This window comes from Desulfobaculum senezii, assembly GCF_054657395.1.
This window is the reverse complement of record NZ_BAAHYU010000004.1, coordinates 224,534-251,235: the sequence shown is the minus strand read 5'-3', so window position 1 is coordinate 251,235 and position 26,702 is coordinate 224,534. Positions and strand designations below refer to the sequence as shown.

Annotated in this window: 25 protein-coding genes and 2 tRNA genes; 17 read left to right on the top strand and 10 right to left on the bottom strand. The window is 60.6% G+C overall.

The window, feature by feature from the left end:
* Nucleotides 1-16: 16 nt before the first annotated feature.
* From ACYQ2T_RS16060 to ACYQ2T_RS16050, 3 genes are all read right to left on the bottom strand, one after another.
* A tRNA-Gln gene (locus ACYQ2T_RS16060) sits at nucleotides 17-93 on the bottom strand.
* 3 nt (nucleotides 94-96) lie between these two features.
* Nucleotides 97-981, bottom strand: a complete 885-nt coding sequence (ispE, locus tag ACYQ2T_RS16055) for a 4-(cytidine 5'-diphospho)-2-C-methyl-D-erythritol kinase (RefSeq protein ID WP_459901901.1) — start codon at nucleotides 979-981, stop codon at nucleotides 97-99.
* A 115-nt stretch (nucleotides 982-1,096) separates the two neighbouring features.
* A complete protein-coding gene (locus tag ACYQ2T_RS16050; RefSeq protein ID WP_459901900.1) occupies nucleotides 1,097-2,527 on the bottom strand; it encodes a DegQ family serine endoprotease in 1,431 nt (476 codons plus the stop codon).
* Nucleotides 2,528-3,474: 947 nt separating this feature from the next.
* On the opposite strand from ACYQ2T_RS16050, the gene ACYQ2T_RS16045 reads away from it, so the two are divergent.
* The 14 genes from ACYQ2T_RS16045 (at nucleotide 3,475) to ACYQ2T_RS15980 (ending at nucleotide 16,321) form a co-directional block, all read left to right on the top strand.
* Nucleotides 3,475-3,960 (top strand): cytochrome c3 family protein, encoded by a 486-nt coding sequence (locus ACYQ2T_RS16045; protein WP_404845469.1) that lies wholly within the window; start codon nucleotides 3,475-3,477, stop codon nucleotides 3,958-3,960.
* A 7-nt stretch (nucleotides 3,961-3,967) separates the two neighbouring features.
* Nucleotides 3,968-5,101, top strand: coding sequence for a 4Fe-4S dicluster domain-containing protein (locus ACYQ2T_RS16040; RefSeq protein WP_459901899.1), 1,134 nt, complete (start codon nucleotides 3,968-3,970; stop codon nucleotides 5,099-5,101).
* 127 nt (nucleotides 5,102-5,228) lie between these two features.
* Nucleotides 5,229-6,200, top strand: coding sequence for an RnfABCDGE type electron transport complex subunit D (locus ACYQ2T_RS16035; RefSeq protein WP_459901898.1), 972 nt, complete (start codon nucleotides 5,229-5,231; stop codon nucleotides 6,198-6,200).
* A gap of 7 nt (nucleotides 6,201-6,207) precedes the next feature.
* On the top strand, nucleotides 6,208-6,795 hold the full coding sequence (rnfG, locus tag ACYQ2T_RS16030; protein ID WP_459901897.1) for an RnfABCDGE type electron transport complex subunit G: 588 nt from the start codon (nucleotides 6,208-6,210) through the stop codon (nucleotides 6,793-6,795).
* A complete protein-coding gene (gene rsxE, locus ACYQ2T_RS16025; protein ID WP_404845473.1) occupies nucleotides 6,792-7,469 on the top strand; it encodes an electron transport complex subunit RsxE in 678 nt (225 codons plus the stop codon). Before rnfG ends, rsxE begins: the two co-directional genes overlap by 4 nt.
* 12 nt (nucleotides 7,470-7,481) lie before the next feature.
* The gene (locus ACYQ2T_RS16020; protein WP_404845474.1) at nucleotides 7,482-8,057 is read left to right on the top strand and encodes an electron transport complex protein RnfA; all 576 of its coding nucleotides are present in this window, start codon (nucleotides 7,482-7,484) and stop codon (nucleotides 8,055-8,057) included.
* 42 nt (nucleotides 8,058-8,099) lie between these two features.
* Complete coding sequence (locus ACYQ2T_RS16015) at nucleotides 8,100-8,354, top strand: hypothetical protein (protein WP_459901896.1); 255 nt, start codon at nucleotides 8,100-8,102, stop codon at nucleotides 8,352-8,354.
* Between the two features lie 46 nt (nucleotides 8,355-8,400).
* The gene (locus tag ACYQ2T_RS16010; RefSeq protein WP_459901895.1) at nucleotides 8,401-10,509 is read left to right on the top strand and encodes an FAD-dependent oxidoreductase; all 2,109 of its coding nucleotides are present in this window, start codon (nucleotides 8,401-8,403) and stop codon (nucleotides 10,507-10,509) included.
* Between the two features lie 4 nt (nucleotides 10,510-10,513).
* Nucleotides 10,514-11,557 carry an FAD:protein FMN transferase gene (locus tag ACYQ2T_RS16005; RefSeq protein ID WP_459901894.1) on the top strand — a complete coding sequence of 348 codons (1,044 nt, stop codon included), beginning with the start codon at nucleotides 10,514-10,516 and terminating at the stop codon, nucleotides 11,555-11,557.
* Nucleotides 11,558-11,805: 248 nt separating this feature from the next.
* Nucleotides 11,806-11,882: transfer RNA gene (locus ACYQ2T_RS16000), tRNA-Arg, on the top strand.
* 862 nt (nucleotides 11,883-12,744) lie between these two features.
* Nucleotides 12,745-13,494: a glutamine ABC transporter substrate-binding protein GlnH gene (glnH, locus tag ACYQ2T_RS15995; protein WP_459901893.1), complete on the top strand. Its 750-nt coding sequence runs from the start codon at nucleotides 12,745-12,747 to the stop codon at nucleotides 13,492-13,494.
* Nucleotides 13,495-13,581: 87 nt separating this feature from the next.
* Nucleotides 13,582-14,244, top strand: coding sequence for an amino acid ABC transporter permease (locus ACYQ2T_RS15990; protein ID WP_404845479.1), 663 nt, complete (start codon nucleotides 13,582-13,584; stop codon nucleotides 14,242-14,244).
* 20 nt (nucleotides 14,245-14,264) lie between these two features.
* Nucleotides 14,265-14,996, top strand: a complete 732-nt coding sequence (locus ACYQ2T_RS15985; protein WP_459901892.1) for an amino acid ABC transporter ATP-binding protein — start codon at nucleotides 14,265-14,267, stop codon at nucleotides 14,994-14,996.
* A gap of 179 nt (nucleotides 14,997-15,175) precedes the next feature.
* Entirely contained in the window at nucleotides 15,176-16,321 is a 1,146-nt protein-coding gene (locus ACYQ2T_RS15980) for a glycosyltransferase family 2 protein (RefSeq protein WP_459901891.1), read from the top strand.
* 138 nt (nucleotides 16,322-16,459) lie between these two features.
* Here ACYQ2T_RS15980 and ACYQ2T_RS15975 read toward each other — a convergent pair whose 3' ends face one another.
* Together ACYQ2T_RS15975 and ACYQ2T_RS15970 are read right to left on the bottom strand one after the other, a co-directional pair.
* Nucleotides 16,460-17,257: a transporter substrate-binding domain-containing protein gene (locus ACYQ2T_RS15975; RefSeq protein WP_459901890.1), complete on the bottom strand. Its 798-nt coding sequence runs from the start codon at nucleotides 17,255-17,257 to the stop codon at nucleotides 16,460-16,462.
* Nucleotides 17,258-17,355: 98 nt separating this feature from the next.
* The gene (locus ACYQ2T_RS15970) at nucleotides 17,356-18,054 is read right to left on the bottom strand and encodes an arylesterase (RefSeq protein ID WP_459901889.1); all 699 of its coding nucleotides are present in this window, start codon (nucleotides 18,052-18,054) and stop codon (nucleotides 17,356-17,358) included.
* A gap of 344 nt (nucleotides 18,055-18,398) precedes the next feature.
* On the opposite strand from ACYQ2T_RS15970, the gene ACYQ2T_RS15965 reads away from it, so the two are divergent.
* From ACYQ2T_RS15965 to ACYQ2T_RS15955, 3 genes are all read left to right on the top strand, one after another.
* The gene (locus tag ACYQ2T_RS15965; protein ID WP_459901888.1) at nucleotides 18,399-19,235 is read left to right on the top strand and encodes a class I SAM-dependent methyltransferase; all 837 of its coding nucleotides are present in this window, start codon (nucleotides 18,399-18,401) and stop codon (nucleotides 19,233-19,235) included.
* Between the two features lie 205 nt (nucleotides 19,236-19,440).
* On the top strand, nucleotides 19,441-19,680 hold the full coding sequence (locus tag ACYQ2T_RS15960; RefSeq protein ID WP_404845484.1) for a hypothetical protein: 240 nt from the start codon (nucleotides 19,441-19,443) through the stop codon (nucleotides 19,678-19,680).
* Between the two features lie 84 nt (nucleotides 19,681-19,764).
* Entirely contained in the window at nucleotides 19,765-20,964 is a 1,200-nt protein-coding gene (locus tag ACYQ2T_RS15955; protein ID WP_459901887.1) for an aminopeptidase, read from the top strand.
* Between the two features lie 132 nt (nucleotides 20,965-21,096).
* Here the strand turns inward: ACYQ2T_RS15955 and ACYQ2T_RS15950 are convergent, their stop codons facing one another.
* The 5 genes from ACYQ2T_RS15950 to ACYQ2T_RS15930 all read right to left on the bottom strand — a co-directional run bounded on the left by ACYQ2T_RS15950 (nucleotide 21,097) and on the right by ACYQ2T_RS15930 (nucleotide 26,354).
* The gene (locus ACYQ2T_RS15950) at nucleotides 21,097-21,711 is read right to left on the bottom strand and encodes a class I SAM-dependent methyltransferase (RefSeq protein WP_459901886.1); all 615 of its coding nucleotides are present in this window, start codon (nucleotides 21,709-21,711) and stop codon (nucleotides 21,097-21,099) included.
* Complete coding sequence (locus tag ACYQ2T_RS15945; RefSeq protein WP_459901885.1) at nucleotides 21,704-22,600, bottom strand: metal ABC transporter permease; 897 nt, start codon at nucleotides 22,598-22,600, stop codon at nucleotides 21,704-21,706. Before ACYQ2T_RS15945 ends, ACYQ2T_RS15950 begins: the two co-directional genes overlap by 8 nt.
* Before the next feature lie 35 nt (nucleotides 22,601-22,635).
* Complete coding sequence (locus ACYQ2T_RS15940; protein ID WP_459901884.1) at nucleotides 22,636-23,412, bottom strand: metal ABC transporter ATP-binding protein; 777 nt, start codon at nucleotides 23,410-23,412, stop codon at nucleotides 22,636-22,638.
* The gene (locus ACYQ2T_RS15935; protein WP_459901883.1) at nucleotides 23,409-24,263 is read right to left on the bottom strand and encodes a metal ABC transporter substrate-binding protein; all 855 of its coding nucleotides are present in this window, start codon (nucleotides 24,261-24,263) and stop codon (nucleotides 23,409-23,411) included. The genes ACYQ2T_RS15940 and ACYQ2T_RS15935 overlap by 4 nt, the downstream gene beginning before the upstream one ends.
* A 171-nt stretch (nucleotides 24,264-24,434) precedes the next feature.
* Nucleotides 24,435-26,354 (bottom strand): TonB-dependent receptor, encoded by a 1,920-nt coding sequence (locus ACYQ2T_RS15930; RefSeq protein ID WP_459901882.1) that lies wholly within the window; start codon nucleotides 26,352-26,354, stop codon nucleotides 24,435-24,437.
* Nucleotides 26,355-26,702: the final 348 nt, after the last annotated feature.

The window sequence follows — 26,702 nt, the reverse complement described above, 5'->3', positions numbered from 1 at the left end:
CCTTAAAAATAAAATATGGCTGGGGTGGAAGGACTTGAACCCTCGAATGACGGGACCAAAACCCGTTGCCTTATCCACCTTGGCGACACCCCAGCATCAAAAACTGTGAAAGAAAGCGGGAACCTGTTCCTGTCGGAACGTAAGAACCGCGCGCTCTGCATCCTGTCGGTTGCGAAAGAGGGCGCACAGACTGGAACCGCTGCCGCTCATAACTGCCCCTGCTGCCCCTTGGCGGAGCAGTGCTTCCTTGAGCTGGCGAAGCTTTGGGAAGGCCCCAAAGACCACGTGCTCAAAGCTGTTGTGGAGCAGGAACGCGGAGCAGGGGAAGCACTTACCCGCACTCGCTGCGCATGTCAAGCATTCGGGGCGTTTTTCGTTCTTCTGCGTGGCCGGATGTGCCGCGTCCCAAGCCGCGTACGCCCATGGTGTGGAGACGTGGATGTCGGGGCACAACACTACCAGAGTGAAACCGGCTAAATCAAGCTCGGCAGGCACAAGCTCTTCGCCAATGCCTGTGGCCCAGGCTGGGCCGCCTAGCAGAAAGAACGGAACGTCCGCCCCGATGCGCGTGGCAAGCGCCGAAAGGGCTGTGTGCTCCAGTGCCGCTTCGCCCGCGCTGTCATTCAGATAGCGCAGTATGGCGGCGGCGTCGGAACTTCCGCCGCCGAGTCCTGCACCGAAGGGGATGCGTTTGTCAAGGTGTACGCGAAGACTGGGGCGAAAACCCGTGGCCTCGGCAAACGCTTCATACGCCTTGATAATGATATTATCCGACCCTTCCAGCTCCGGGCGGGAGCAGGTAAGGCGCAGGCCGCTTCCCTCCGCAGGTGTAACGGTCAGCGTATCCGCCGGTTCGGCCAGTGGCACGAACAGGGTGTGCAGTTCGTGGTAGCCGTTTGGGCGCACGCCGGTGATATCGAGGTACAGGTTCACCTTGCACCCTGCCGTGAGGGTGCGCTGTTGTGGCAATGTGGATGTCATGACGCGGGATTCTTTCGTAAAAGCCACCGGGTTTCAAGTGGTTGTGTGCCCGGCAGGGCAAAAAAAGGGCCTCCCGTTTGGAAGGCCCTTATATGGTTAATGATATAGGCGGCTGTTACTCGTCGGGAAGGGTGAGCGTGCGGAACACACTCTGGCCCTGCCGCTGGATGAGCAGGAGCAGCACTCCTTTGTCCTTGGCGTCGCCTTCGAGGATGTCCTTAAAGTCGTCCACGGAGTTCACCAACTGCTGGTTGGCCTGCAGGATGACGTCGCCGGGGCGGATTTCGCTTTCCTGCGCCGGGGAGCCCTGTGCCACGCTGGTCACCAGCAGGCCCTGCGCCACGTCCATGCCAAGGGCGCGGGCTTCGCGCGGGTCCACAGGCCGCAGGGAGAGGCCAAGGGCCTCTGCGGGCTGCGTCTGCTCGGGGCGGCCCTGCTGGGCGAGCTTGTCTGTCTTGCGTTCGCCAAGGGTGACGCGAAGGGTCTTGTCGTCGCCGTTGCGCCAGACGGTGATCTTGGCCTTTTCGCCGGGGGCGATGCCCGCAATCTGGCGCAGCAGGTCGTTGGCGTCGTCCACGTCCTCGCCGTTGACGCCGATGATGACGTCGCCGGCCTTGATGCCGCCTTCGTCGGCGGGTTCACCGGGCAGGACCGAGGCGATAAGCGCGCCGCGCGGTTCGTCCATTTCCAGCGCCTTGGCGGTGTTGTCGTCAACGTTCTGGATGGTGACGCCCAGCCAGCCGCGGGAGACCTTCTTGTTCTCCTTCAGCTGGGTGATGACCTTGCGGGCCATGTCGGACGGGATGGCAAAGCCGATACCCTGACCCGAGGCGATGATGGCGGTATTGATGCCGATGACCTCGCCGTGGAGGTTCAGCAGGGGGCCGCCGGAGTTGCCGGGGTTGATGGAGGCATCGGTCTGGATGAAGTCGTCAAAGGGGCCGGAGTTCAGGAAGCGGCCCTTGGCGCTGACGATGCCCGCGGTGACGGTATGGTCAAGGCCGAAGGGGTTGCCGATGGCCATGACCCACTGGCCGACCTTGGTCTCGTCCGAGTCGCCGAAGGTGAGCACCGGCAGGTCGTGGTCGGCGTCAATCTTCAGCAGGGCGAGGTCCGTTTCCGGGTCGCGGCCGATGATGGTGGCGGGCAGGGGCTCGTCCACACCTTGCAGGTTCACCGAGATTTCGTCGGCGTTGGCGATGACGTGGTTGTTGGTGACGATGAACCCGTCCTTGGAAATGATGAAGCCGGAGCCGAGGGAGCGCTCCTTGCGGGGGCGCTGGTCCGGGCGCATGCGGAAAAACGGCTCGAACTGGTTAAAGAAATCCTCAAAGGGGTTGCCCCGCTGGTGAAAGCGGAAAAACTCCTTCATTTGGTTGTTGCCCCGCTCAACGATTTTGACGGTGCTTATGTTGACCACCGCACCACCTGCTTTCTCGGCAAGGGCCGTGAACTCGGGCAATGCAGCCATGGCAGCCTGCGACGTGACAAAGACGAGCAGGGCGGCGAGGGCGATCGTGCGTTTCATGCGGTGAGTGATATCCATTCTTTCCTCCGTTTCACGGTTCTGCTTGAGGCCCCTCCTCGGTCCTGAAGCAGGAGTCATTTCGATACTATAACCTCTTTTCATAGCATGTAAATACGAAAGGGCGGGATTTCCTCTGGTGCCTTGTATTACGGGGCTTTTGGCCTGTGTGGCGGGCTGTTGAAGAGCGTATTTTTCTGCGTTTTTTCTGTATCCGCAGGCAAATAGTTTCAGCCGTGTGACAGTTTTTTCACAGGGTGACGGGTTTCCTCCTGTTGATGTCTGGAATTTCAGACGCAGGTGTACTGTCATCTGGACGACGGTTTGGCCTGTCGGCCAGGTGACGTTGCGTGCAGTGGGTTCCCAGCTTTGCATGCAAAGTGTGCAGGGCAGTATGAAAAATCAGACACGATGGTTGATTGGTTAACCAATCACAAGAAATTGAAAAAAATAGGCGATATACGGATATGAATTGCAATTTCGTGTTACCGGGTGTAGTCGGCTACTAACAGGTTGGTATTGCGGTGGATTTGTCGCTGTGGCGGCATAATGTCGGCTGTGTGACGAACCAATCAGTCCACCGCAATCGGTAAGTGGAAGCTGGCACGGACTGTGCTCTGCGCGTTAGCGTTGTACGATCAGTTCGGTGAAAGAGGCCGTCGCGTGCGGGATTTCCTGTGCCTTGCATGCAGGCCTCGTGGCCGGAGCCGCTTCTAGGGCGGGTCCGGCCACTCACCCCCCTTTCTTTCTTTGGCAGCCGGGGCCCTGGCGTTTCGGCTGCCACCATGTTTCAGGCCACGCACAAAGGGGCTTGATGACACGGAGGGACTCCTGTGGCTGACGGAGTCCTCATGATGAGGCAGCCCCTCCCCCGCGGAGGGGCTGTTTTTGGAGTGGTTGAGGAGTGTGGACGCCGGAGCGATTCGGCAGGTCCGCAAACAGTAGCGCAAAGTTGAGAGGTTCTTTCATTGCACAAAAGATATGTACCCATAGCAGTGGTTGTGGCGGTGTGCATCGTCGTTGCCGCTGTGGGCTATCTGCTTCCCCAGGACTCTCCGGACGCCCCGACGCGGGTGGTGATGGAGAACAGCGGCGGGCGGGTGTTCTTTACCCATCAGCTGCATGCCGAGGACTTGGGACTGGCGTGTGAGGACTGTCACCATGACGGTCTGGTCGAGGAGGGCGCAAAGCCGCTGCCCTGCGCCACGTGCCACCCCAAGGAATTCAATGACGAGTTCCGCCTGAAGCATCAGAAATCCTTCCCTTCCAACGACTACTGCGAACGGTGCCACTACACCGAGCCGTCTGCCGATATGCCCGACGAGGACCGTCCGGACACAGACATGCTGCCCCTGACGGGCGATGCCTTCCACTGGCAGTGCATGGGATGTCACGAGTCCATGGGCGCCGGACCTTACGGCGACGAAAGCTGCACCGAGTGCCATGCGAAGTAGGAACGTCATGAAAAAGTACGACCTTTCATTGAATCCCCTCCCCGGAAGCATCCACGAGATGCCCGTTCCGGGCGAGTTGAACATTCCGGTCAAGGGCATGCTGCTCAAGGCCGCGCGCGGCAAAAGCATTGCGCAGGGCACGCTTGTGGCCCAGTGCGCCGAAGCCGGGTGCGGCGACATGCACGCCCCTGTGGCGGGCAAGGTCAGCAAGGTGTCTTACGCCTTTGTGACCCTGAAACCCGCAGACGAACCCGAAACCGTGGAGCCGGTGGATCTTGCCGCCATAACCGATGCCAAGGAGCGCCTGCGCGCCTTGCGCGGTCTGGGCATTGATACCCGGCGCTACGCGGCGGCAGAACATCTTATCATCAATGCCATGGACCCGGAGCCGGAAGTGGGTGTCGCCACCGCGCTTTTGGAATCCGAGGCCAAGACCGTCCGCGCTGGCGTGGACTACGCGAAGCTGCTTGTTGGGGCGGTGAAGACCACTGTCGTTGCCGCAGATTCGGCGGCGTCTGTATCCTTTGACGGTGCGCAGACGGTGCGCGCTCCCGGCGTGTATCCCGCCAGCGTTGACCCCCTTGTGGTGAAGGCCGCCACCGGCAAGGAAAATCCCGCCGGTGTCTGCGTTATCGACGTTGCCGCGCTGTGGCAGCTGGGCCGCGTTGTCGAAACAGGCCTGCCTGTTGCCGAAACGGTGCTGACCGCCGGTGGCAAGCATTGGCGCGTGCGCATCGGGACGCCGGTGCAGGCCGTGCTGGAAGCGGCAGGGCTGGAGGTTCACGCAGGCGATGTGGTCCGCCTTGGCGGTCCCATGCGCGGAGCGGCGGCGTTCAGTACGGACCAAGGCATTGGCCGCGACTGCCGCGCCGTGGGCATTGTCCCGGCGGAAAGCGCCGCGCCTGTTGAAGACCGCCCGTGCATCAACTGCGGCGAATGCGTGCAGCACTGCCCGGCGCGCCTGCAGCCGAACATGCTTACCCGCTATGCGGAGTACGACATGTTCGAGAAGGCGGCGGCCAGCGGCCTTGGGGTGTGCTTTGAGTGCGGCCTGTGCGCCATGCACTGCATGGCCCGCCGTCCGATGCTGCATATGCTGCGCTTTGCCAAGGAGCAGCTGCGCCTCTCGCGCGAAGGATAAGGCCCAATATCTTCCCGGCGGAACGTGGCGGCATGCCGCGTGACCGTCAGGGTGAAGGATGCATAGAACGGCCCGCCTGCCGCCCACGCGGCGCGGGGCGTGAACTTTCGGAACAAGGATTGAGCAAATGACTCCTCCGGTTATCAAACCGCTTGCGCAGAGCGCAGGAGCACTGAGCGTCACCCCGGCCCCGCATTGGCGGCTGGGTATGGGCGTGAAGAATCTGTCGCTCACCAGCCTGGCGGCGTTGGCGCCTGCCGCGGTCATGGCCGTTATGACCTACGGCATTGACGCCGCGCGCATCATGGCCCTTGCCGGCGCTGTGGCCGTGCTGGTGGAAGCGTTGTGCCTTCGTCTCATGGCTCGTGATGTGGATGTGGACAACTTCAGCGCCCTGTACGCAGGGGTGCTGTTCGCCTTTTTGTTGCCTGCCGGCGCGCCGTGGTGGCTGGTTGCCGCTGGCGCGGCCATGACTGTGGCCCTTGGCCGTGCAGTGTTTGGCGGCTACGGCGTGAACCCGCTGTGCGCCCCCCTTGTGGCCTGGGCAATGTGCCGCGTGTCGTGGCCCGCGTTTATGGACATCGACATGACCATGCCCATGAGCGTGCTCAATGAGCCGTTGGCGCAGCTGAAGTACTTCGGCCTTGATGCCGTGCAGTACCAGTACAACCTGACGGACTTCCTCTTTGGCAACGCCCTTGGCGCCCTTGGCGCATCGCAGGTGCTGGCGCTGGCTATCGGCGGCGCATTCCTGCTGTGGCGCGGCGTCATCCGCTGGCACATTCCCGCCGCCTTCATCGTGGGCGTTATGGCCATGGCGCAGGTCTTTCATATGGTGCACCCGGATATGGCCGCCGGCCCGCTGTTCCACGTGTTGACGGGCAGTGTGGTCTTTGGCGCGTTCTTCCTCGCTACGGACCATGCGTCCAGCCCGGCAGGGCGCGTGCCCCAGTTGCTGTATGGCTTCATTGGCGGCGCGCTGGTCATGGTCATCCGCGAGTACGGCGTCTATCCGGACGGCGTGCCCTTCGCCATCCTGCTGGCGAACCTGCTCAGCCCGCTGCTGGACCGCGTTCGTCCCAAACCTTTCGGAGGCTAGAGGCATCATGAAAGAGATACTGAGCATGATACTCGTCCTGTCGCTCATCTGCGGCGTGTCCGGCTTTTCGCTGGCCACCCTCAAGGCCGCAACGCGCGACAAGATTGAAGAGCAGGTGCTGACCTATGTGCAGGGCCCGGCCCTGATGCACGTGGTTGGCCCGCACGAGAACGACCCTATCGTGGAACGTGTGACCATTACCGCCCCGGATGTGGGCGAGGTGGTCGTCTTTCCGGTTGTGCGTGAAGGCGAGCTGACCGGCGTTGCCCTTGAATCGGCGGCTCCGGGCTATTCCGGCGACATCGGTGTGATGGTGGGCTTTGACATTGCCGAGGATACGCTCCTTGGCATTGGCATCACCACCCAGACCGAAACTCCCGGCCTTGGCACCCGCGTGACCGAGCCGAGCTTTACCGGCCAGTTCCGCGCGCATGCGCCCTCGAACCTCGACCTTGGCTCCGACATCGACGGCGTCTCCGGCGCGACGTTCTCCTCCAAGGGAACTGTGGACGCGGTGAAGAAGGCCGTGGCCCTGTATACCGCCCATAAGGATGAGATGATTACCGCCCTGCAGCAGAGTGGAGGCCAGTCATGAACCGAAGCATGAAGGAATTCGTCAAGGGACTGTGGGCGGAGCTGCCGCCGTTTCGTGTGCTGCTCGGCCTGTGCCCGACGCTGGCGGTAACCTCGTCCGCGGAGAACGGCCTCGGCATGGGCCTTGCCGTTGTGTTCGTGCTGACGATGTCCAACATCATCATTTCGCTGTTGCGCAACGTCATCCCCACCAAGGTCCGCATCGCGTGCTTTATCGTTATTGCGGCCTCGCTGGTTGTGACGGTGGAGCTGCTCATGCAGGCGTACACGTATCCGCTGTACCAGCAGCTGGGCATCTTTGTGCCGCTCATTGTCGTAAACTGCCTGATTCTGGGCCGCGCTGAGGCTTTCGCCTCCAAAAACAGCGTGTGGTACTCCATCATGGACGCACTGGGCATGGGCATTGGCTTTACGCTGTCCCTGACCTTCCTCGGCACCGTGCGCGAGCTGTTTGGCAGCGGCACGGTGTTTGGCGCACCTGTCATGTGGGAGAGCTTCGAGCCGTTCGCCATTATGGTGAAGGCTCCCGGAGCGTTCATCTGTCTGGGCCTCATCCTTGCCGGGATGAACGCCTTCAACGTCTGGCACGCCAAGAAGAACAAGCTGCCCGCGCCGAAGCCCATCACCGGGTGCGGCGATGGCTGCGGCTCCTGCGGCGCGTGCAAGATGGACTAGGGGAGAGGTGCAATGGACTACTTTCTGCTGATTATCTCGGCCATCTTCATCAATAACATCGTGCTGGTGCAGTACCTTGGCGCGTGCCCGTTTATGGGAACGTCCAAGAGCATCGACGTGGCCCTTGGCATGGGCGGGGCGGTTATGTTCGTTCTGGTCATGGCTACAGCCATCACATGGCCCATCCATGTGTACGCTCTGGTGCCAAACGGGCTGGAGTATCTGCAAACCATCGCGTTCATCCTTATTATCGCCTCGCTTGTGCAATTTGTGGAAATGTTTTTGAAGAAAGTGATTCCGCCACTTTACAAGTCGCTGGGTCTTTTTCTTCCACTCATCACTACCAACTGCGCGGTGCTTGGTGTCGCCATTATGGTGCAGCGTAAGGAGTTTGATTTCTTAACTTCTGTAGTGTTTGCACTGGCGTCTGGCATCGGATTTACGATTGCTTTGGTGATCCTGTCTTCCATTCGTGAAAGACTGGACATGGCCCCCGTTCCTCATGTATTCCGCGGCGTCCCCATCGCGCTGGTCATGGCCGGCCTGATGTCCCTGGCGTTCTTTGCGTTTCAGGGCATGGCCGCGTAGGCCGCGCTGAATAACCAAAAGGAATACAAAGGAATATCCGCAATGCTGAATACTGTCGTTTTCATACTCATGGGTCTTGGCCTTGCCGTTGGCTCCGTGCTGCACGGGATGCTGTTCATCCTGCTGGTGGCAGGTGGCGTGCACTTTGGCGGTGTGCTCATCCGCCGCAGTGCCACGGGCGGCGCCTTTCCCGGTGGCTGTGTGGTGCGCCACGCCAAGCTGGCTTTGCCTGCTCTTGGCGTTTTGGCCGCCGACGCCGCCGTTGCCTATGTCGCCGTGCACAGCATCGGCGCATAGCAGTGGACCCACGGGGAATCCGGCAGAATATCAATAAGGTGACGAAATGGTAAGCACTTCGATATTCTTGCTTTCGGGCCTCGGTTTTGCCGCGGCCTCCGTTTTGGCAGTGGCCTCCAAGGTGCTGCATGTGAAGGAGGACCCGCGCGTCGCGGCGGTGGAAAACTGCTTCCCCGGCGCAAACTGCGGTGGCTGCGGCTACCCCGGTTGCAGCGCGGCCGCCGCCGCAGTGGTGGCCGGCGAAGCGCCGCCGGAGGTCTGCGTGGCCGGCGGCATGGACATCGCTACGTCGGTTGCGTCCGTCATGGGCATGTCCGTGAGCTTCAAGGAGCCTAAGGTCGCATCCCTCATCTGCACCGGCGGTGAACGCGCCAAGCAGATTTATGACTACTCCGGCGTTGAGGACTGCCGCGCCATGTCCATGCTTTACGGCGGCGACAAGATGTGCGGCCTTGCCTGCCTTGGCAAAGGCTCCTGCGTGAAGGCCTGCGGCTTTGGCGCCATTGAGCTGTCCGAGGAAGGCCTGCCCGTGGTCAACGAGGCGCTGTGCCGCTCCTGCGGCAAGTGCGCCGAGGTGTGCCCCACGGGCGCCATCCGCATCAAGGGCCTCTCCTCTGACCTGCTGCATCTGAACAAGCTGGACGACTGCCTTGCCCCGTGCATGCAGAAATGCCCGGCCCAGCTGGACGTGCGCACCATGATCCAGCAGATCAAGGCCGGCGATATGGGCAGCGCGCTTCTGACGCTCAAGGAGCGTTTGCCGCTGCCGTCCGTTGTGGGCCGCATTTGTCCGCACGGCTGCGAAACCATTTGCCGCCGCCAGATCGTGGACGAAGGCATCGCCATCAATTCCCTTGAACGCTACGTCTCCGACTGGGAGATGGCCTCCGGCGGACGCGTGCCCATGCAGTGCAATCCGTCTAACGGCCGCAAGGTCGCCATCATCGGCGGCGGCGCGGCGGGTATGAGCTGCGCGTTCTACCTGCGCCGCGTTGGGTACGAGGTGCATGTCTTTGACCGCCGCGAGTCCCTTGGCGGCATGGTGCGCCATGCCATCCCCGAATACCGCGTGCCCCACCGCGTGGCGGACTGGGACGTGCAGGGCATCCTTGAGCTGGGCGTTACGCCCCGCACCGGACTGGAGTTCGGCAAGGACTTTACCATCACGACCCTGAATGACGAAGGCTTTGAGGCCATCTTCGTGGCAACAGGCGCATGGAAGACGCCGCAGTTGGGCATCCCCGGCGACACCGCGCCCGGCGTGGTGGATGGCGTCAGCTTCCTCACCAGCCTGAAGCACGAGACGGTGGACCTCGCCGGCAAGCGTCTTGTCATCATCGGCGACACCAACACCGCCATGGACGTGGCGCGCAGCGCAGGCCGCCTGAACGCCGCCCGCATCGTTGTGTTGTCCCAGCACATCAAGCGCAAGATGTCCGCCAACAAGCTGGAAGTGGAGCGCGCCGAGGAAATCGGTGCGGAAATCCTCTACAAGACGAAGCCCACCGCGGTGAAGTCCGCTGACGGCGGCGTCATCAGCGTGGAATATATCGCCACCGAGTACAAGGACCCCAAGAAGGCTACTGGGACCCCGGCGCCCGTCGAGGGCACCGAGGCCGTCGTGGACTGCGACCTTGTCATCAACTGCGTGGACCGTGTGCCCGACATGACGCCCTTTGTGGGCGAGGACGGCGAGTCCGAATTCGCCGTGACCAAGAAGGGCACCATCGACGCAGACAAGGTGACGCTTCAGACGTCTGTCTCCAACGTGTTTGTTGGCGGCGAGGTCTACTCCGGGCGCGCGACTGTGGTTGAGGCCGTTGCCGATGGCCGCACCGCCGCACGCTCCATCCATATGCTCCTGACGGAAGGCGAGGCGAAAAAGCCCGAGGACCAACAGCTTCGAGTGATTCCCGAGACCATCCTCAAGGGCATGAAGGTCAAGTACACCATCCCCCGCGTGGCCGTGCAGGAGATTCCTGTGGCCGAGCGCCGCACGACCTTTAAGGAAGAGGTTAGCCAGCCGCTGGATCCCTCTCTGGCGCGCAAGGAAGCCTCGCGCTGCCTGCGCTGCGGCCTGACCTGTTACGACGGCGAGGCTGGCGCGGAATACGCCGCCGACCCGGACGTGAAGCCTCTGGACGCGGAGGACTAGCATCATGGATATGAAGGCAGTGACCAGACGGGCGTTCATGCGCCTTGGCGCTGTTGTCGGACTGGGAGCCCTTGCGGCTCCCACCCGTGCACTGGCCGACATCGGCTTTAGCTCTGCCACCCGCGAGGGGGGCAGGCACAAGGTCGTCAGCACGCAGTTCCTGATGGGCACCTTTGTGACCATCACGGTTGTGGACGACTCCAAACACCGCGCGGAGCAGGGCATTGGTGAGGCGTACGCCGCCATCAAGCTTCTGTGCACGGTGCTGGACCGCCACGCCGCAGGGACCGAGGCCTCGCACCTCAACGCCGCAGGCCGCATTACCGGAGCGCATCCGGACATGGTGGCCGTGGTGCGCGGTGCCCGCGATATGGCCACGCTTACCGGCGGGGCCTTTGACCCTACGGTGCTCCCCGTTGTGGATTACCTGCGCGAGCAGGGCAAGGCCGTCAGCGCAGGCGACATTCCGCGCTCGGAACTTGCCGAGGTGCTGCGCCTTGTGGACGCCAACGCGCTGGAATGCACCGGACGGGATATCCGCTTTGCCCGTGAGGGCATGCAGGCCACGCTGGACGGCATCGGCAAGGGCTACATCGTGGACCGCGCCGCCGAAGCGCTGGCCGGTGCCGGCGTTGGTTCCTATATGGTCAACGCAGGCGGCGACATCCGCGTCGGCGGCGACAAAACGTGGACCGTGGCCATTGAAGACCCGGCAGGGCAGGGGCGCTATCCCGCCGTGCTGAATCTGCGCGACTGCGCCGTGGCGACCTCCGGCGGCTATGAGCAGCCCTTTGACGCAAAGGGAACCCTGCACCATGTGGTGAACCCGGCAACGGGCATCTCGCCGGTGCAGTCCGTGAGCGTCAGCGTTGTGGGCCGTACCGTCATGGAGGCCGACGCCTTGGCGACCGCCGCGTTTGTTATGGATGCGAAGCACGGCGTGCGGAGCATCGAGAGCCTTCCCGGTCGCGAGTGCATGGTGCTTGCCGCCAGCGGCGCCAAGCTGCAAAGCTCCGGCTGGGCACGCCTTGAGCGCCGGAGCGCCTAGCGCCTTCTGGATGCGCCTTTATATAATGATATTGTAATAGCGCGGGCGCGGCGGCGAAGGCTTGCCGCGCCTGCGTCTTTTTTGCCATACGGCGGGGCGGGACGTACTCTGCCGTGTGGGCGGCGCTTTTCACCGCCTTCCTCGTCCCGAAATGCCGCACAGGGGCGAAAAGGACTTGCGTTCCTCGCGTAAGTCGGTTAGTTCAAACGCCCTCAGCGGTTGAATTTCCTTTCACCCGCTAGCCATATGGCCCCGTAGCTCAGCTGGATAGAGCGACCGCCTCCTAAGCGGTAGGCCGCAGGTTCGACTCCTGCCGGGGCCACCATCAAAAAATATTCGCCGGTTTCAGGCTTTACTGAGACCGGCTTTCTTTTTGCCCAATTCGCAGCGCCCTCCCAGAAGGGGGGAGACAGCGCTCTCTGCGATACCCGGGGGCTTCACACCGGTCCTCTGACTGGCCCGAGGTCGCGTTTCGGCGCCCTCAGCCCCAGAGAGCTGTTCTCCATGCTGCCGACAAGGCTGTTTTTAACATTTTTGTGTATTGGGCCTTTTGTCACAAGAAGGGCGCCATACTTTCCAACCCGAAAATACAGCGCCTGCTGTTTTCTCGATTTTGCGCAAAATTGGGGTGGGGGGGGCTCTGTCTGTGTGTTGTGGTGCCTGATTCGAGCATATGGATGCGGATGGCGGCCACAAAGCCTTTCGGGGCACTTTTGCCGTGAAATTTGGCGGAAATGGCGCGTCTGGCGAATTGTACCCGGCGCTGCGGCCTGCGGATTGTACATGTGCGCTCCTCGTGGCGAAATTGCGTCTTTTTGAGGGGAAAAGTGAGCCATGGCGGGCAAATGCTGGGGCCTTGCCGTCGGTGACTGTCCTGAACTGAGAAGGGCGGTGTTCGTGCGGCACGAGCCTGTGTTTTGTGCTACGTCCGGGGCAGTTTTGGCCGCATTTTGGAAAGCATTTGCCAAGATTGGAACAGGACCTCACAAAGTGGGTATTTTGAAAAAAAAGACCCCAATTCTCCAAAATTGACAAAAATTCCCTTGCCTCAGTCCGTGTTTTATTGCATGTAAGGCAGGTCATTTTGAGGCGGACCGCATACGGACATCCCGTCGGTCCCGGGCGTAGTGCCACACGGTTCTCCACCTTGGTTGGATAACCTCGGATTCCATACATACGGAGGAAGCATGAAACGCGTACTGGTCACTCTTTGTGCCATGGCTCTCGTTTTCGTCATGGGCTCTGTCTCCTTTGCTGGTGACAAGCTTGTAATCGGAACGGACACCAATTTCCCTCCCTTTGAGTTCAAGGACCCCGAAACGGGTAAGCATACCGGATTCGACGTGGAACTCTGGGACGCCATCGCCAAGGAAATCGGCGTGGAGTACGACCTTCAGCCCATGGATTTCAATGGCATCATCCCCGGCCTGCAGACGGGCCAGCTTGATGTGGGCATCGCCGGCATAACCATCAAGCCCGAGCGCGCCAAGGTCATCGACTTCTCCGATGGCTACTACAATTCCGGCCTCGTTATCCTCGTCCGCAAGGACAACAACGACGTCCAGAAGATTGAAGACCTCAAGGGCAAAGTGGTCGCCACCAAGCTGGGTACCACCAGCGCCGACCTCGCCAAGGAGCGCTCCGGCGCCGAGGACGTCAAACTCTTCCCCAACAACGACGCCATGTTCATGGAGCTGATGTCCGGCGGCGCAGACGCCGTCATCTTCGACTCCCCCGTCGTTGGCGACTTCATCCGCAAGGCTGGTCACGGTCAGGTTAAGGTCGTTGGTCCCCTGTACCACGGTCAGGCCTACGGCATGGGCTTCCCCAAGGGCAGCGCCCTCGTGAAGAAGGTCAACGCCGCCCTGGCTTCCCTCAAGGAAAGGGGCGCCTACCGCGATCTGTACGTGAAGTGGTTCGGCTCCGAGCCTCGCTAGTCCCCCACTTCCCTTTTGAAACATTGATATCGGGGGCGGTTCACACTGCCCCCGGTATTTTTTGAAAAACGCAAAAAGTGGTGCTATATGGCTTTTAATTTCGATCCCTCCGTCATGGTCACAACCCTTCCGCAGCTTATGCGCGGCGTGCACCTGACAATTATCCTGACGCTCGGAGGCCTGTTCTTCGGCTTCGTTATTGGTGTCTTCTTCGGCCTCATGAAGATTTCCAAGAGTTCCCCTCTGCGCAAGCTCGCAGGGTTCTATATAGAAATCATTCGCGGCACGCCTATGCTCGTACAGGCCATGTTTCTGTACTTTGGCCTGCCTATGGCCGTCGGTATGCGCATCCCCCCCGTTGTTGCGGGCGTCATCGTCATTGCCATCAACTCCGGCGCGTACATCGCGGAAATCGTCCGCGGCGCCGTGCAGTCCATCGACTCCGGCCAGTTTGAAGCAGGCCGCTCCATCGGCCTCACGCGCGGACAGACCATGCGCTACATCATTTGGCCGCAGGCCTTTAAGCGCATGATTCCGCCGCTGGGCAACCAGTTCATCATCAGCCTGAAGGATACCTCGCTGCTTATGGTCATCGGCGTGTCCGAACTGATGCGGACCGGTCAGGAGATTACGGCTGTGAACTTCCGCGCCTTTGAGGTGTACCTGACTGTTGGCCTTGTGTATTTGGCAATGACCCTGACGATCGCCCGTGTTCTGCGTATTGTTGAAAAACGCCTCGCCTACCGATAGGCGATTGGGGGAAAGAATATATGATCAAGATTAAAAATTTGCGGAAGTCCTTCGGGGACTTTGAAGTCATCAAAGGCATCGACCTGCACGTTGATTCCGGCGAAGTGGTCGTCATCATCGGCCCGTCCGGTTCCGGCAAGTCCACGGTGCTGCGCTGTATCAATAAACTGGAAGAGCCGACCTCCGGCACCATTGAGGTGGACGGCTTTGACATCATGGACCCGGCAACGGACATCAACTACGTCCGCTCCGAGGCCTCCATGGTCTTCCAGCAGTTCAACCTGTTCCCGCACATGACCGTGTTGGAAAATGTCACCCTCGGCCCCATCAAGGTCCGCCAGACTTCCAAGGCTGACGCCGTGACTCTCGGCATGAAACTGCTGGACAAGGTTGGCCTCAAGAAAAAGGCCCACGCCTACCCGGACCAGCTTTCCGGCGGCCAGAAGCAGCGCGTTGCCATCGCCCGTTCGCTGGCCCTGCAGCCCAAGGTCCTCCTCTTCGACGAACCCACCTCCGCCCTCGACCCCGAACTGGTCGGCGAAGTGCTGGAAGTTATGAAGAAGCTGGCGCAGGAAGGCATGACCATGGTCGTTGTCACCCACGAAATGGGCTTCGCCAAAGAAGTGGCCGACCGCGTCATCTTCTTCGACCAAGGCCAGATTCAGGAAGAAAACGAACCCCACGAATTCTTCGCCAACCCGCAGAACGAACGCCTGCGAGACTTCCTCGGCAAGGTCGTCGGCCACGACTAGACCACGCCAGAGCCAGAAAGAAACACACACGGCCAGCCCCGAAAGGGGCTGGCCGTTTTTTGTTGGCGGGAGATGGGGATGGCGATTGTGAACGGTTAGGGCTTTTGGTATGGAACCTTTCCCCAAGAGAGCGAAGTCCGCGGCGTGTTGCGCGGAAGTCATAGTACAAGGAGTATCCCGTGTCCCCCAAGCTCAGCATCGTTATCCCGACATATAATATGGAAAAATGGCTCCCCGTCGCCGTCGAATCGTGTTTGGCGCAAACTGAGCCGGATATCGAAGTGATTATCGTTAATGACGGTTCATCGGATGCGTCTCCGCAGATTGCGGATGCCTACGCGGCCAGCGATGATCGGGTGCGGGTGGTGCATCAGGAGAATAAGGGGGCAGGCCCTACGCGTGAAGTGGGACAACGTGAGGCTCGCGGGGAATTTGTGACATGGCTCGACGCTGATGATTTTCTCCATGAACGCGCTGCTGAGGATATGCTTGGGGTGGCCTACCGTGATGGTGTTGATATGGTTTGCGGCAACGCTGTTGTTTTTTCTGACAAAACATTTAATACCCGTCGGTATTTTTATAATTCTCCCATTTCAAAAACGACTTTTGCCAACCCCTCGTACTGGAAATGTAAGGTTCTGTGGCGCTGGGTGTTTCGAACGGAGTTCATACGCAAGATTGAACTGCGACACCTTCCTTTTCAGTTGGGGCAAGACGTGTGCAGCATGTACGAAGCGCTGACACAGGTTGGTGAGTTTTCCCAGTGCGGGAGTTTTTTCTACTATTTTCGGCAGGACCATAAGTCCCCGGGAAATGAGCTTTCGCGGGAAGTTGAGCATCAGCTTGCTCATTTTTGCGAAGTGAAGCGTATTTTGGTGGAGGCAGAAACCATTAAGCCGCTTATCAAGTACCTGATGGAAAACTACTTTCGCGACATTAAGAAAATTGCTCCCCGTCTTGTGGGGGATGATGCGCACTGGCGTGAGCGGTGCATCGACATTAGTCTGGAGATTTTTGATGGGCTGCAGCCGGAGTGGTTCCGGGATGAGTATCTTGCTCCTGAATTAAAGAGTACGCCAGCAATGTTGCCATTGGTTGATGCACTCATTGCGCGCGACATTCAGGCCATTCATGCCGAGTTTGACGTATGGCGAGACAAGGGGCGCATAGCCTCTGCGCCGGATAAGGATAACGCGTTCCACACCATGCGCCGCCGCATTAAAGCCATGTTTAAGCCGCTGTCTCGCGATGCCCGAAGCCACTTGCGTGGGTATGAGGCGTGTGCGTCCAAACGGCTTGGGGCGTTGTGGTCCCCTAAAATGTAAGCACGGCAGTATATGAAAACACATACGGCCAGTCCCGAAAGGGGCTGGCCGTTTTTTGTTGGTGTTGGAGACGTGAGGGGGGGCGCTTTGGGCGCGTGTTGCGTCAGGTCGTGAGCGGGTGTGTGGGGAGTTGTGGGTTTATGGGGCGATGGGGTTTTCGCCGAACCACGTCGTGTGGATGCGCCGCAGGGTGCCGTTTTTCCGGAGTGTTTCGAGGGCGGCGTCGATGGTGGGTTTAAGGCCGAGGTCTTTGCGCATGGCGATGGCGTAGTGTTGGGGATTGAGGAGGGGGCCGACCACTTTGACGCGTCCTTTGCCTTCCTGCAGGGCGTAGTGTTCCATGATGGGCGCGTCAAAGAGTACGGCGTCCACTTGCTGGAAGAGGAGGGCTTGGAAGGCGTCCTCGATTTCCCGGAAGAGGCTGACCATGGTTGCGGGGAGGTTGCGGTAGGCATAGGTGACGCTTGTGGTCCCCAGCTTACAGGCGATGGTGCGCCCCTTGAGGTCGTCTGGGCCGGCGATGGTTGTTTCGCCCGTGCGCACGAGCAGGCGCAGGCCGCTTTCGTAGTACGGCGTGGAAAATTCAAGGTCCTTCGGAATTGTGTGTGGCCGGGTTATGCTGGCAATGCCAACGTGCGCTGTTCTTCGTTTGAGCGCGGGTATGATAGCCGAGAAGTCTTGTGGCAAAAATTGGAAGGAGAGTCCGGCTTCTTTGGCGATGGCCTTCCAGAGGTCAATATCGTATCCGGCGATGCTGTCGCGCTGTATGAACGAGAAGGGGACCATGTCGTAGGCTGTAGCGACGACAAGGGATTGGGCGTGGGTGACGTGGGGGGATGCGAGAGCCGCCGCAAAAAGCATGAGGAGTGCGGCGTGACGTATTTTGCGCAGGATATGGCCCAAAAAGCACAGCGTGGGGGTGTGTTGCGAGGTCATCTTCATACGTGCAGTATGGGAAAAAAGCCTTCTTCCATCAAGGAAAGAAGAGGTTGCCGAGAACAGCGCGCATCACGGGCGAGTCTTCTCTCTTTGCTCTATTCTTCCTGTTTTTGCTGAGGTGGCAAGGCGCCTGCTTCGCGCAGCAGCGCTTCAACGCGTGTGGCGAGCAGGGCGTATCCCTTGGCGTTTGGGTGAAATGGATCGGATTTGAGGTCCGCGTCCGAAAGAATGGTGGACAGCGTTTTTTCCTCAAGAGGCAGGCGATATTCGCGCGCGATGTCCTCATAGAACGATGGCGGGCTCAGAAGGATGCCGGGGCGCGGCACCGCAATAAGGACGACTTGTGCTCCGGCGTCGCGGCACAGCGTGACCATAGCGCGGAGGTTGGCGGCGGTTTGTTCCATGGGGAAGCGGCGGATGAGGTCGTTGCCGCCGTGGCAGAGCAGGACAAGGTCCGGTGAGAACCGCTGTAGAACCTGCGGCAGCCGCGCAAGGCCCCTTGCCGTAACCTCGCCGGGGACAGCGGCGACCTCCACCCGCTGGGGGATACGCGCCGCAAGACGAGCCGGGTAGCTCTTCTCCCGGTCAAGGGACCCAAAGCCTCCGGCGCCGACCCCTGCGGTGAGGCTGTCGCCAAAGGCAAGGATGGTCGCATTTGTCCCGAGGGGCGTAAGCGTCGGCGGCGCGTCTGAACAGGCGACAGCGAAAAACATGGCGCCAAACAGAAGAACAGCCCACGCGCGCCAAACGCGGCAGAAAGGGCGGCGAAAGACGCGCCGGGGCGGATGCGGCATGCAGGCCTCCTGAAATGGTCGGGGCGGTGTGCGCCCAGTGTTTGTGCGGACGGATGCAGAACGACTCTATCAGATGTTACGCCCTGTTGGCGATGGGGCATCAGTTAGGTCAGCAGGGAATGTAATGCCAAGCGTTATGAAATGTGGGTGTTGGTTGCGCCGCTGAGTTGTTTGAGTGAGCGAAAGTATGGTATAGAATTAATCTTCGTATTATTCGTGATCTACTTTGATTGGTGGCCTCTATTTTCCGTCGCCCAGTGTTGGTTAAGCCTTGGGTGCGCAGTCATTGTTGCTGGCGGTATCCTCGGTGCTGGGGTTATTCTTCTGTCTTCCCGGGGGGATATATGGAGACTGAGTTTTACAGCGAATTGCATCCTCTTCATTCGGATAGTGTGAAAACAGATGTCTCTGTGCCTTTGCATGCCGCTTGGGGTATTTCACCCCAGTGCATAGAAGGACGGGTGGTACTTGAGGCTGGATGTGGTGGTATGGGCGCACAGGCCATTCAGTTGATGAGCTATAGACCTCGGCGTATGGTCGTTATTGACATCTCCCAAAAGAATATAGAAAGCGCTCAAGCAAATTTCCAGGATGTATATGGCGAGGTGCAAGAGTGTAAGTTTGAAACTCTTGATCTTTGCACCCAACGCTTGCCGCAGAATGAATTTGACACAATTCACCACCGGGGTGTGTTCCAGCATTTACCGGATAAAGACTTCGCTCTTGATAATCTGTACAATGCGTTGAAGCCAGGCGGAACCCTGCTCATCGCGGCGTATGGGCGGGGGGGGCTACTGAGCATGGTGAGCGAGGGCTTGCGCCCGCTTTTTCGTTTTTTGCCCATGACATCTGTTCGCAGGGCTTTGTTAGGGTGCCGTGTGAATCCTGATATGGTTTCAGGCATCCTTGATCATCTGTATGTCTCTGTTCAGACGAGGTTTACTCGGGCTCAGATAATAAATCTTGTTACATCCCAAGGATTTAGTGTTGTGAAGGATGCCTCGGACAACACATTTGATATTGATACAAGCGAGTGTACAGGCTCCTTCTTTGCCTTTTGGGCGAAGTACGTTTATCCGAATTCTACAAAGAAAATTGGCTGGTTGAGTCGTTTGCTTTTTGGGGATTCGGGCAACGCTCTTGTGGCTGTGAAGTCGAAGGAAGTGCCTGAAGTGGCATAGTTTTATTGTTTTCTCGCGGGGATTTTGCCTTTGTGAGCTGTGAATCCATCTTGTAGAATCGCCGTTGGAAACTGCCATTCCTCTGTGCTACTGTTGAGGCAGTATGGATGGTTTGCCTTGCGCTGAGCGGTTTTTCTGCTGATGGCGGTGGGAGAGACCTCATGGCGAGAGGATGTGCTTTTTTTGATGAATGACGGAGACGACTATGGGTGTGCCAACGAATTATGTGAATCTGGTGTCCAACAGCGGTCCAAAAATCGCGTCGCGTATGTTGGTGAGCAAGGTGCAGGCCAACGTTCCGCTGACGCACGCCGACGCCAGCGCGGCGTCCGTGCTGTGGTCGCGCAAGATATCCAACCAGTATCCGGACTTCATTGATTCGCCAAAAATGAGTATCATTGCCTCGGAACATCTGATTGGTCTGGTTCGGGATTTATCGACGTAACAAGGCGTCTTATATAACGGAAACCAAACGGGATGTGCCGCACGCATCCCGTTTTTCTTTTGAGCACAATTGGAGATTCGCCACATGCTGACACAGACGGAGATTGAAAAGTACGCTGAGGTTTTGCTCTGGGCTCTCGATGTTTCGCGCGCGGAGCCGCTGCGCGCCGGGAACACCGTGGCCGTATGGTGGGACATGCCTGCGCTTTCGCTGGCAGAGGCCGTGTATGCCAGCCTGCATGAGCGCGGCGTGCACGTGGCCCAGCGCATGAAGCCGACATCCACCATGGAAAAGACGTTTTACTCCTCGGCCAGCCGGGCGCAGTTGGAGCACCAGTTGCCGGGCGAGATGGAACTTACCCGCGCGCTGGATGGGTCGGTGTATCTGCTGGCCCCGCAGTCACTAACGCATCTGGCCGATGTGGACCCTGAGAATTTGAGTACCGCCGCCCGTGGACGCAAGCCCCTGCGTGATGTGCTTGAGGAGCGCGAACAGGCGGGACTGTTTGGCTGGACCCTGTGCATGTGGCCCACCGAAGCCCTCGCCAAAAGCGCAGGTATGAGCGTAGATGACTACGCCCGCGAGATTGCCCGTGCCTGCTACTTGAACAAGGCGGATCCGGTTGCCGAGTGGCGCGGCGTGCACGCCCGTGTTAAGGAGCTGCGCGCATGGCTGGACGGGCTTGGGGCCGAAAGCTTCCGCGTGGAGTCGGAGCATGTGGACCTGACGGTGCGCCTTGGCGAACTCCGCCGCTGGCTTGGCGTAACGGGGCACAATATCCCCAGCTTTGAGATTTATGTATCGCCGGATTGGCGGGGCACGCAGGGCGTGTATTACGCGGACCAGCCGTCGTTTCGTAGTGGCAACTATGTGCGCGGCGTGCGGCTGGAATTCAAGGACGGCAGAGTGGTGGACGCCGAGGCGGAACAGGGCGGCGAATTCCTGCGCAAGCAGGTGGCCATGGACCCCGGAGCAAGCCGCATTGGCGAATTTTCACTGACGGATTCGCGTTTTTCGCCCATTGACCGCTTTATGGCCACCACGCTGTTTGATGAAAACTATGGCGGCACGCACGGCAACTGCCACCTTGCCCTTGGCGCGTCCTATCCCGGAACGTATGCCGGGCAGCAGTCGGAGTTGTCCACACTGCTCAAGGACGAACTGGGCTTTAATTCCTCGGCCCTGCACTGGGACCTTGTGAACACGGAGGCCAAGACCGTCACCGCGCACCTGCGCGGCGGTGAAACCCGCGTGATTTACGAGAACGGGCAGTTTCGGATGTAACTGGTCCCCCTTATGCCCCGTACCATTACGCCCCCGCATGGCATGCCATGCGGGGGCGTTTTTCACTGGTGCGCCGCCGGTGTTCACACAGGATAGGCGGAGGACTCTGGCGGTGTGGCGGCGCGCAGCTGGCTACTCGGCGCGAAGGCGCGCCGTGAGCAAATAGCCAAGTTCGTCGTCGTGAAAGGCCTCAATGGCGCAGTCCACGTCGTCGAGCATGGCGCGAATATCGGCAAGCGGGGGCATGCTGTCGTCAGCCACGGCGGACCCTGCCTTGCGGTGGTGGTCGTTGATGGTGGCGGAGTTGATGAAATGGCTGATGATGAACAGCCGCCCCGGCCTCAGGGCGGAGGTCATGCGGCGCAGCGCGCCGGGCTTGTCGTCAATGTGCGGAAACACTTGATGGCACAGCACAATGTCAAAGGCGTCGCTCTCAAGGGGCATATCCTCTACGGCGGCGGTGCAGACCATGGCGTTTGGCGTGTCGGCAAGGCGTTTTTGCGCCGCGCGCACCATGCCGGGGCTGACGTCCATGGCCACAAGGCGGCCCTGTGGCCCAACCATCTGGGCAAGGTGGCGCGTCAGGCGGCCGGTGCCGCAGCCCGGTTCTAGGATGTGCGCGCCGGTGATGTCGCCAAGGTGCGCCAGCAGGCGGTCCAGCTTGGGCTGTTCTTTGTCGCCGTATTCGCCCGAGGCCCACGGCGCGGTAACTTGATTGTCGAAAAAGGCAGCCTTTGCGTCATACATTGGTTTTTCTCCTTGTAAGCTCGCTGGTGGTGGCGTCCACCTGCCGGGAAAAGGTGAGGGAGCGGCGTTCGCGCCGGGAGAGGCCGCGCCGTTTGGGAGACAGCGCCGTGCAGACAATAAAAATGAGTGTGGACAGCATGACGATGACCGCTCCGGACGGCACGTCGAACATGGCGGAAAGCACCAGTCCGCCCCAGCACGACACCACGCCAAACACCGCCGCAAGGCAGAAGATATGGCGCAGGGTGTAGGACAGTTGATAGGCCGCCGCCGCTGGGTTGATGATGAGGCTGAAGATGAGCAACCCCCCAATGCTTTTGAGCGACGCCGTCACCGTAGCCCCTGTGGCGAAAAGCAGGGCGTAGTAGATGGCGGTAGCGGGGACCCCGGCGGCAAGGGCGATGCTGCGGTGGCACAGTGTTGCCAGAATCTCCTTGGAGAAGGCGAGCAGTCCGGCCAGCAGAAGCACGGCCACCACAGCCATGACGACAAGGTCGCGCTCGCCCACTGTGAGGATGCTGCCCCAAAAGAGGTTCAGCGCGGCGGAGCGCGGACCGGGAAGCAGGCCAATGAAGAGAAACGCCAGCCCCAGCATGGCCGAGAACACGATGCCCACCACCGTCTCCGGCGCAAAGTCCGCCCGGTCCGACAGGGGGCCGATGATGGCTGCCGCGCCAAGGCTGAACACAAAGGCGCAGACCTGCATGTCTACACCCGTCACAAGCCCAAGCAGGGCTCCGGCAAAGGCCGCATGCGCCATGCAGGTGCCAATGGCGGTGATGCGCATGGTGACCACCACCACACCAACCACGGAACAGGATATCCCGGCCAGCAAGCCAGCCAGCAGAGCCTTTTGCATGAAGGGATAGAACAGTATGGATGCGTCCACTGTGGCGTCCTCCCTACAGGTGCGGCGCTGCGGTATTAGTGACAGACATGGGGCGCTCCGTTGACAGTGGCGACCTTGACAGGGGTGCCGTAGAGTTCGCTCAGGCGCGCTTCATCCAGTGCGCCGCGCGGGGTGCCCTGCCAGACCATGCGTCCGTCCTTCATGAAGGCGATACGGTTGGTGACGTCGGGCAGGCTGTTGAGGTCATGGGTGACGATGAGGCTGGTAAGGCCGAAGCGGGTGTGGATGGTGCGGACCAGTTCCAGAATTTCGCGCTGGGCCTGCCAGTCGAGCGCGGCGGTGGGTTCGTCGAGAAGCAGCAGGTCCGGGCGCTGGACAAGGGCGCGGGCAATGGCCGCCCGTTGCTGCTCGCCGCCGGAGAGGTGTCCAAGGGGGCGCTGCGCCAGCGCGCCGATGCCCACCATGTCGAGGAGTTCCTCGGCGTATTCCACGACGGAATGCGGGACGCGCCGAAACAGGCCAATGCGGCCAAAGCTTCCGCTGACCACGGACTCGCGCACGCTGATGGGAAGCAGTGGATCGATGTCCTGCCGCTGGGCCACGTAGCCGATGCGCTTGCGCAGAAGGCGCGCCGAACGCGGCGTGACCTCGGTGCCAAAGACCTCAACCCGCCCGCCTGCAATGCGTCCCATGCCGTTGGTGACGGTGAGCATGGTGGTTTTGCCCGCGCCGTTGGGGCCGATGATGCCTAAAAAGTCGCCGCGCTGGACTGTGAGGCTAACGCCGTGCATGGCGACGTGGCGGCCATAGGCCGCGCTGACATTGTCCATGCGGATGATGGGGGCCGTCATTGTGCGTCCTCTGCATTAGTCATGGCGGGTGCGGCTTCAAGGAGCCTGCGGACGTTGTCGCGCATGGTGGCCCCCCACGTTGGGGTGTTTGCAAAGCCGCCCGGAAAGTTGGACAGGATGACGCGACGTGCGCCAAGGGCCTCGGCCAAGCCGTGCCCGCCGTCGCCGCTTTGCAGATTGTCCAGCACAAGGCGCACCCCTGCACCTCGCCCTGCGGCGATGACCTTCGCCATCTGCTGGGGCGTCATACTGGCTGGACGCGGAAAGGCTGTGACGACCTTGCACCCCGCCCAGTGGGCCAGCGGCTCTTGCATGGCGGCGCAGACCACCGGCACCCCCGCCACGCCCGAGGCCGCAAGGCGCGTTTTGAGAGCCTGCGCAGTGGTGTTCACGGCGCGGCGGCGTGCGGCGGCGCGGGCGCTGATGTCCCGTTTGTGCTGGGGAAACAGCTCTGCCACTTCCGCAGCGATGTGCCGCGTGAGGCGAAGGTTGTTCTCCGGGAGCAGGGCATTGCCGGCGTCCGGCAGGGCGACGGGCTGGCGCTGCGTCTGCGCCGCGTCCAGCAGTGTGGTGATGTGGGGCTGCGCTGTCTGCCATGCATGCAGATAGATGGCGTCCGCGTCGCGCAGCAGGCGCACGTCCCCGGGGCGGATGTCGTAGTGTCCGGGACAGGCGCCGCCGGGGATGAGTGTGCGTACCTCGGCCTGCGGGAGCAGATCATGGACGATGTCCGCAATAAGGGTTGTTCCCGCCACGATGCGCGGGGGCGCGTCCGCATCCGCGTGCGCCCGCGGGAGCAGCAGAAAAACGAGGGCAAAGCTCGCAAGAAGCGCGATGAGGCGTCTGGCCATGGCGTGTCCCGTCCTGAAAAAGGGTTATCCCCGGGCAAAGCCGCTTGATAGCTTTGCCCGGGGGGCGTGTATGGCAAGCCGTCCCCCATTGGGAGAGGACGCGCTCCGCCGCCACGGGTTGTCCGGCGGCGGAGGCGGGGAGAAGAGCGGACGGCGTCGCCGCTGTGCGCGTTAGAAGGTGATGCGCGCGCCAATCATGCCGTTGATTCCCGGCATGCGGTAATCCGGGCGGTACTCGTAGTCCTCGTCCGTGATGTTTTCCATGGCGAGGAAGACTTCGCCGCGGGCATCCCATGCGGGGATGTCGAAACTGCGGGTGAGCTTGGCGTTAAGCAAGGTGTGCTCGTCCACTTCTTTTTTGTTGGGTGCGTCTTTTCCGCGGAATTGCTTCATAGCGTACATGTCGGAGATGTATTCCGCGTCCACGGCGATACGCCAGTTTTTGGCAAAGTCCCAGTTGACGCCTGCGCTGGCCGAGGTGTTCGGCACGTAGGGCATGTCTCCGGGGTGGGATTCCTGTGTGGTCAGGCTGGCGAACATGGACAAGGTGTCCGTGGGGGTGACCGTTACCGTGGCTTCAATGCCCTGAATGCGGTAGCTTTCCACGTTGTCCCAGACGCTTTGCTTAATAACGACATACCTGTCGCGTCCGTCGTCGTTGAAGAAGGTCAGGTCCGCGCGGACCATGTCGGCAAAGGTATGGCGGATGCCGATTTCACCGTGCCAGACTTCCTCGGGCGAGAGGTCTTCCCACGTGTCGTTATTCAGGATGATGGTCACTTCCTGACCCGGGTAGACCACGCCCTTGGACGCCGAAGCGTGGATTTCCGTGTCGCCGTAGCCCGCGACAATGCCCGCATGCGGCGCGGCGGCGTCGTCAAAGCGGTTGTGGGAGTAGAAGCGAACGCCCGCCGACGGGATGACGTGCCAGCCGTACTGGTCGCCAATCAGCCAGTTGGCGCCAATGTAGGGCATGGTCAGCGAGAACTGGGGAACTGTTGCGGAATCGTCGGGCGTTGCGTCGTCAAACGTGTAACGGACGTTGCCGTCCCACCAGTGCTGGTCGATGCCTGCGGTGAGTTCCAGCCCGTCCGTGGGGACGAGGGTCTGCTTGGCCTTGAGGCCCCAGAACCAGAAGTCGTTCAGCGTGTCGTCGTCATTCTTGGCTTGGTCGTACCAGTAGCCCTCACCCGCGTTGGCAAAGAGTTTCACCTCGCCGTAGGTCTTGTCGTAGGTGTTGGCGAGGGTAACGGTGGTCAGGCGCAGGCCGGTATCGTAGGTGCCTGCGTTGGTGTCCGAGTCCTCTTCGCCGGGGTCGTTGGCCGTGCTGGAGGCGGCAAGGGCGAAAAGGCGCATGTCCCAGTTGTCATTCAGGTAGGCTTCAAGGGAGCCGTACAGGCTGCCCGTGGCGCCGTCAGAGTGCGTGCGGTGGCCGTCGGAGCGGCGGAATCCTTCGCCGAGGGCGTAGGCATAGTCGCCCTTATCGGCCTGATGCTCGATGGACTGGGAAAAGGTGCCGTAGCTGCCGCCTGCGGCCTGCACGGCGGTTTGCGTTTCTTGTCCGCGTCCGGTCTTGGGGATGATGTTGATGGCGGAGAAGACGTCGCCAAAGCGGTGGGGCTGGGGCCCTTTCACCACCTCGATGCGCGCTGCCGGGTCAAGGGGCAGCAGGTCCAGCAGGGGGTGGTTCCATAGCCCCATGTAGACGGGCACGCCGTCGATGAAGGTTTTGATTTCACTGCCGGGGCGGCTGGAGCCCATGCCGCGGATGAATACCGCGCCACCTTCGCCACCGCCAAACGCGCCAACGGGATTATAGCGCGTGATGGTGACGCCGGGGCTGCGGCGCAGGGCCGAGGACAGGTCCATGGCGTTGAGCTCGCGGATTTGCTCCTCGCCCACAACGGTGGTGGTGCCGCCGTAGTTGTCCACCTCGTTGCCGTGGATGATTGGATTGGCGACGACGTGCACCTCGTCCAGCGTGATGGCATTTTCCGGTGCGGCGCCGTCTGTGGCCTCCTGCGCCTGTGCTGCGACGCACAGCGCCAGCAGCTGACACAGGGCCAGCAAAATGGTGAAGAACCGTTTCATATATCCCCCCTCCTTACGGTACGGATTCATTGAGGAAACGTGCCGCATGCGTAGCACGACTCAAAAAGAGTGACAACTTCGTGCGAAAATGCTGAAAGACGTGTGCAGTGGGAGTGCATAAAATGAAAAACCGCGCAGGGTAAGGTTTCTTCGGGGCTTGCGTAGGCAATGGGTTGTACTGTCAACGGCCTAGCCCGCGCAAAGAGTGCACAGCCGCGAGGGCGCGCGCCTGCTTGATTTGCCGTCAGGTGATGAAAAAAATGCGTAAAGTATGCAAAAAGTTTGATTTGGGATGAAAACGTGGTTTCTGGGGATATGGGCGGCTGGTGGGGCGAGACGTCTGCGGGC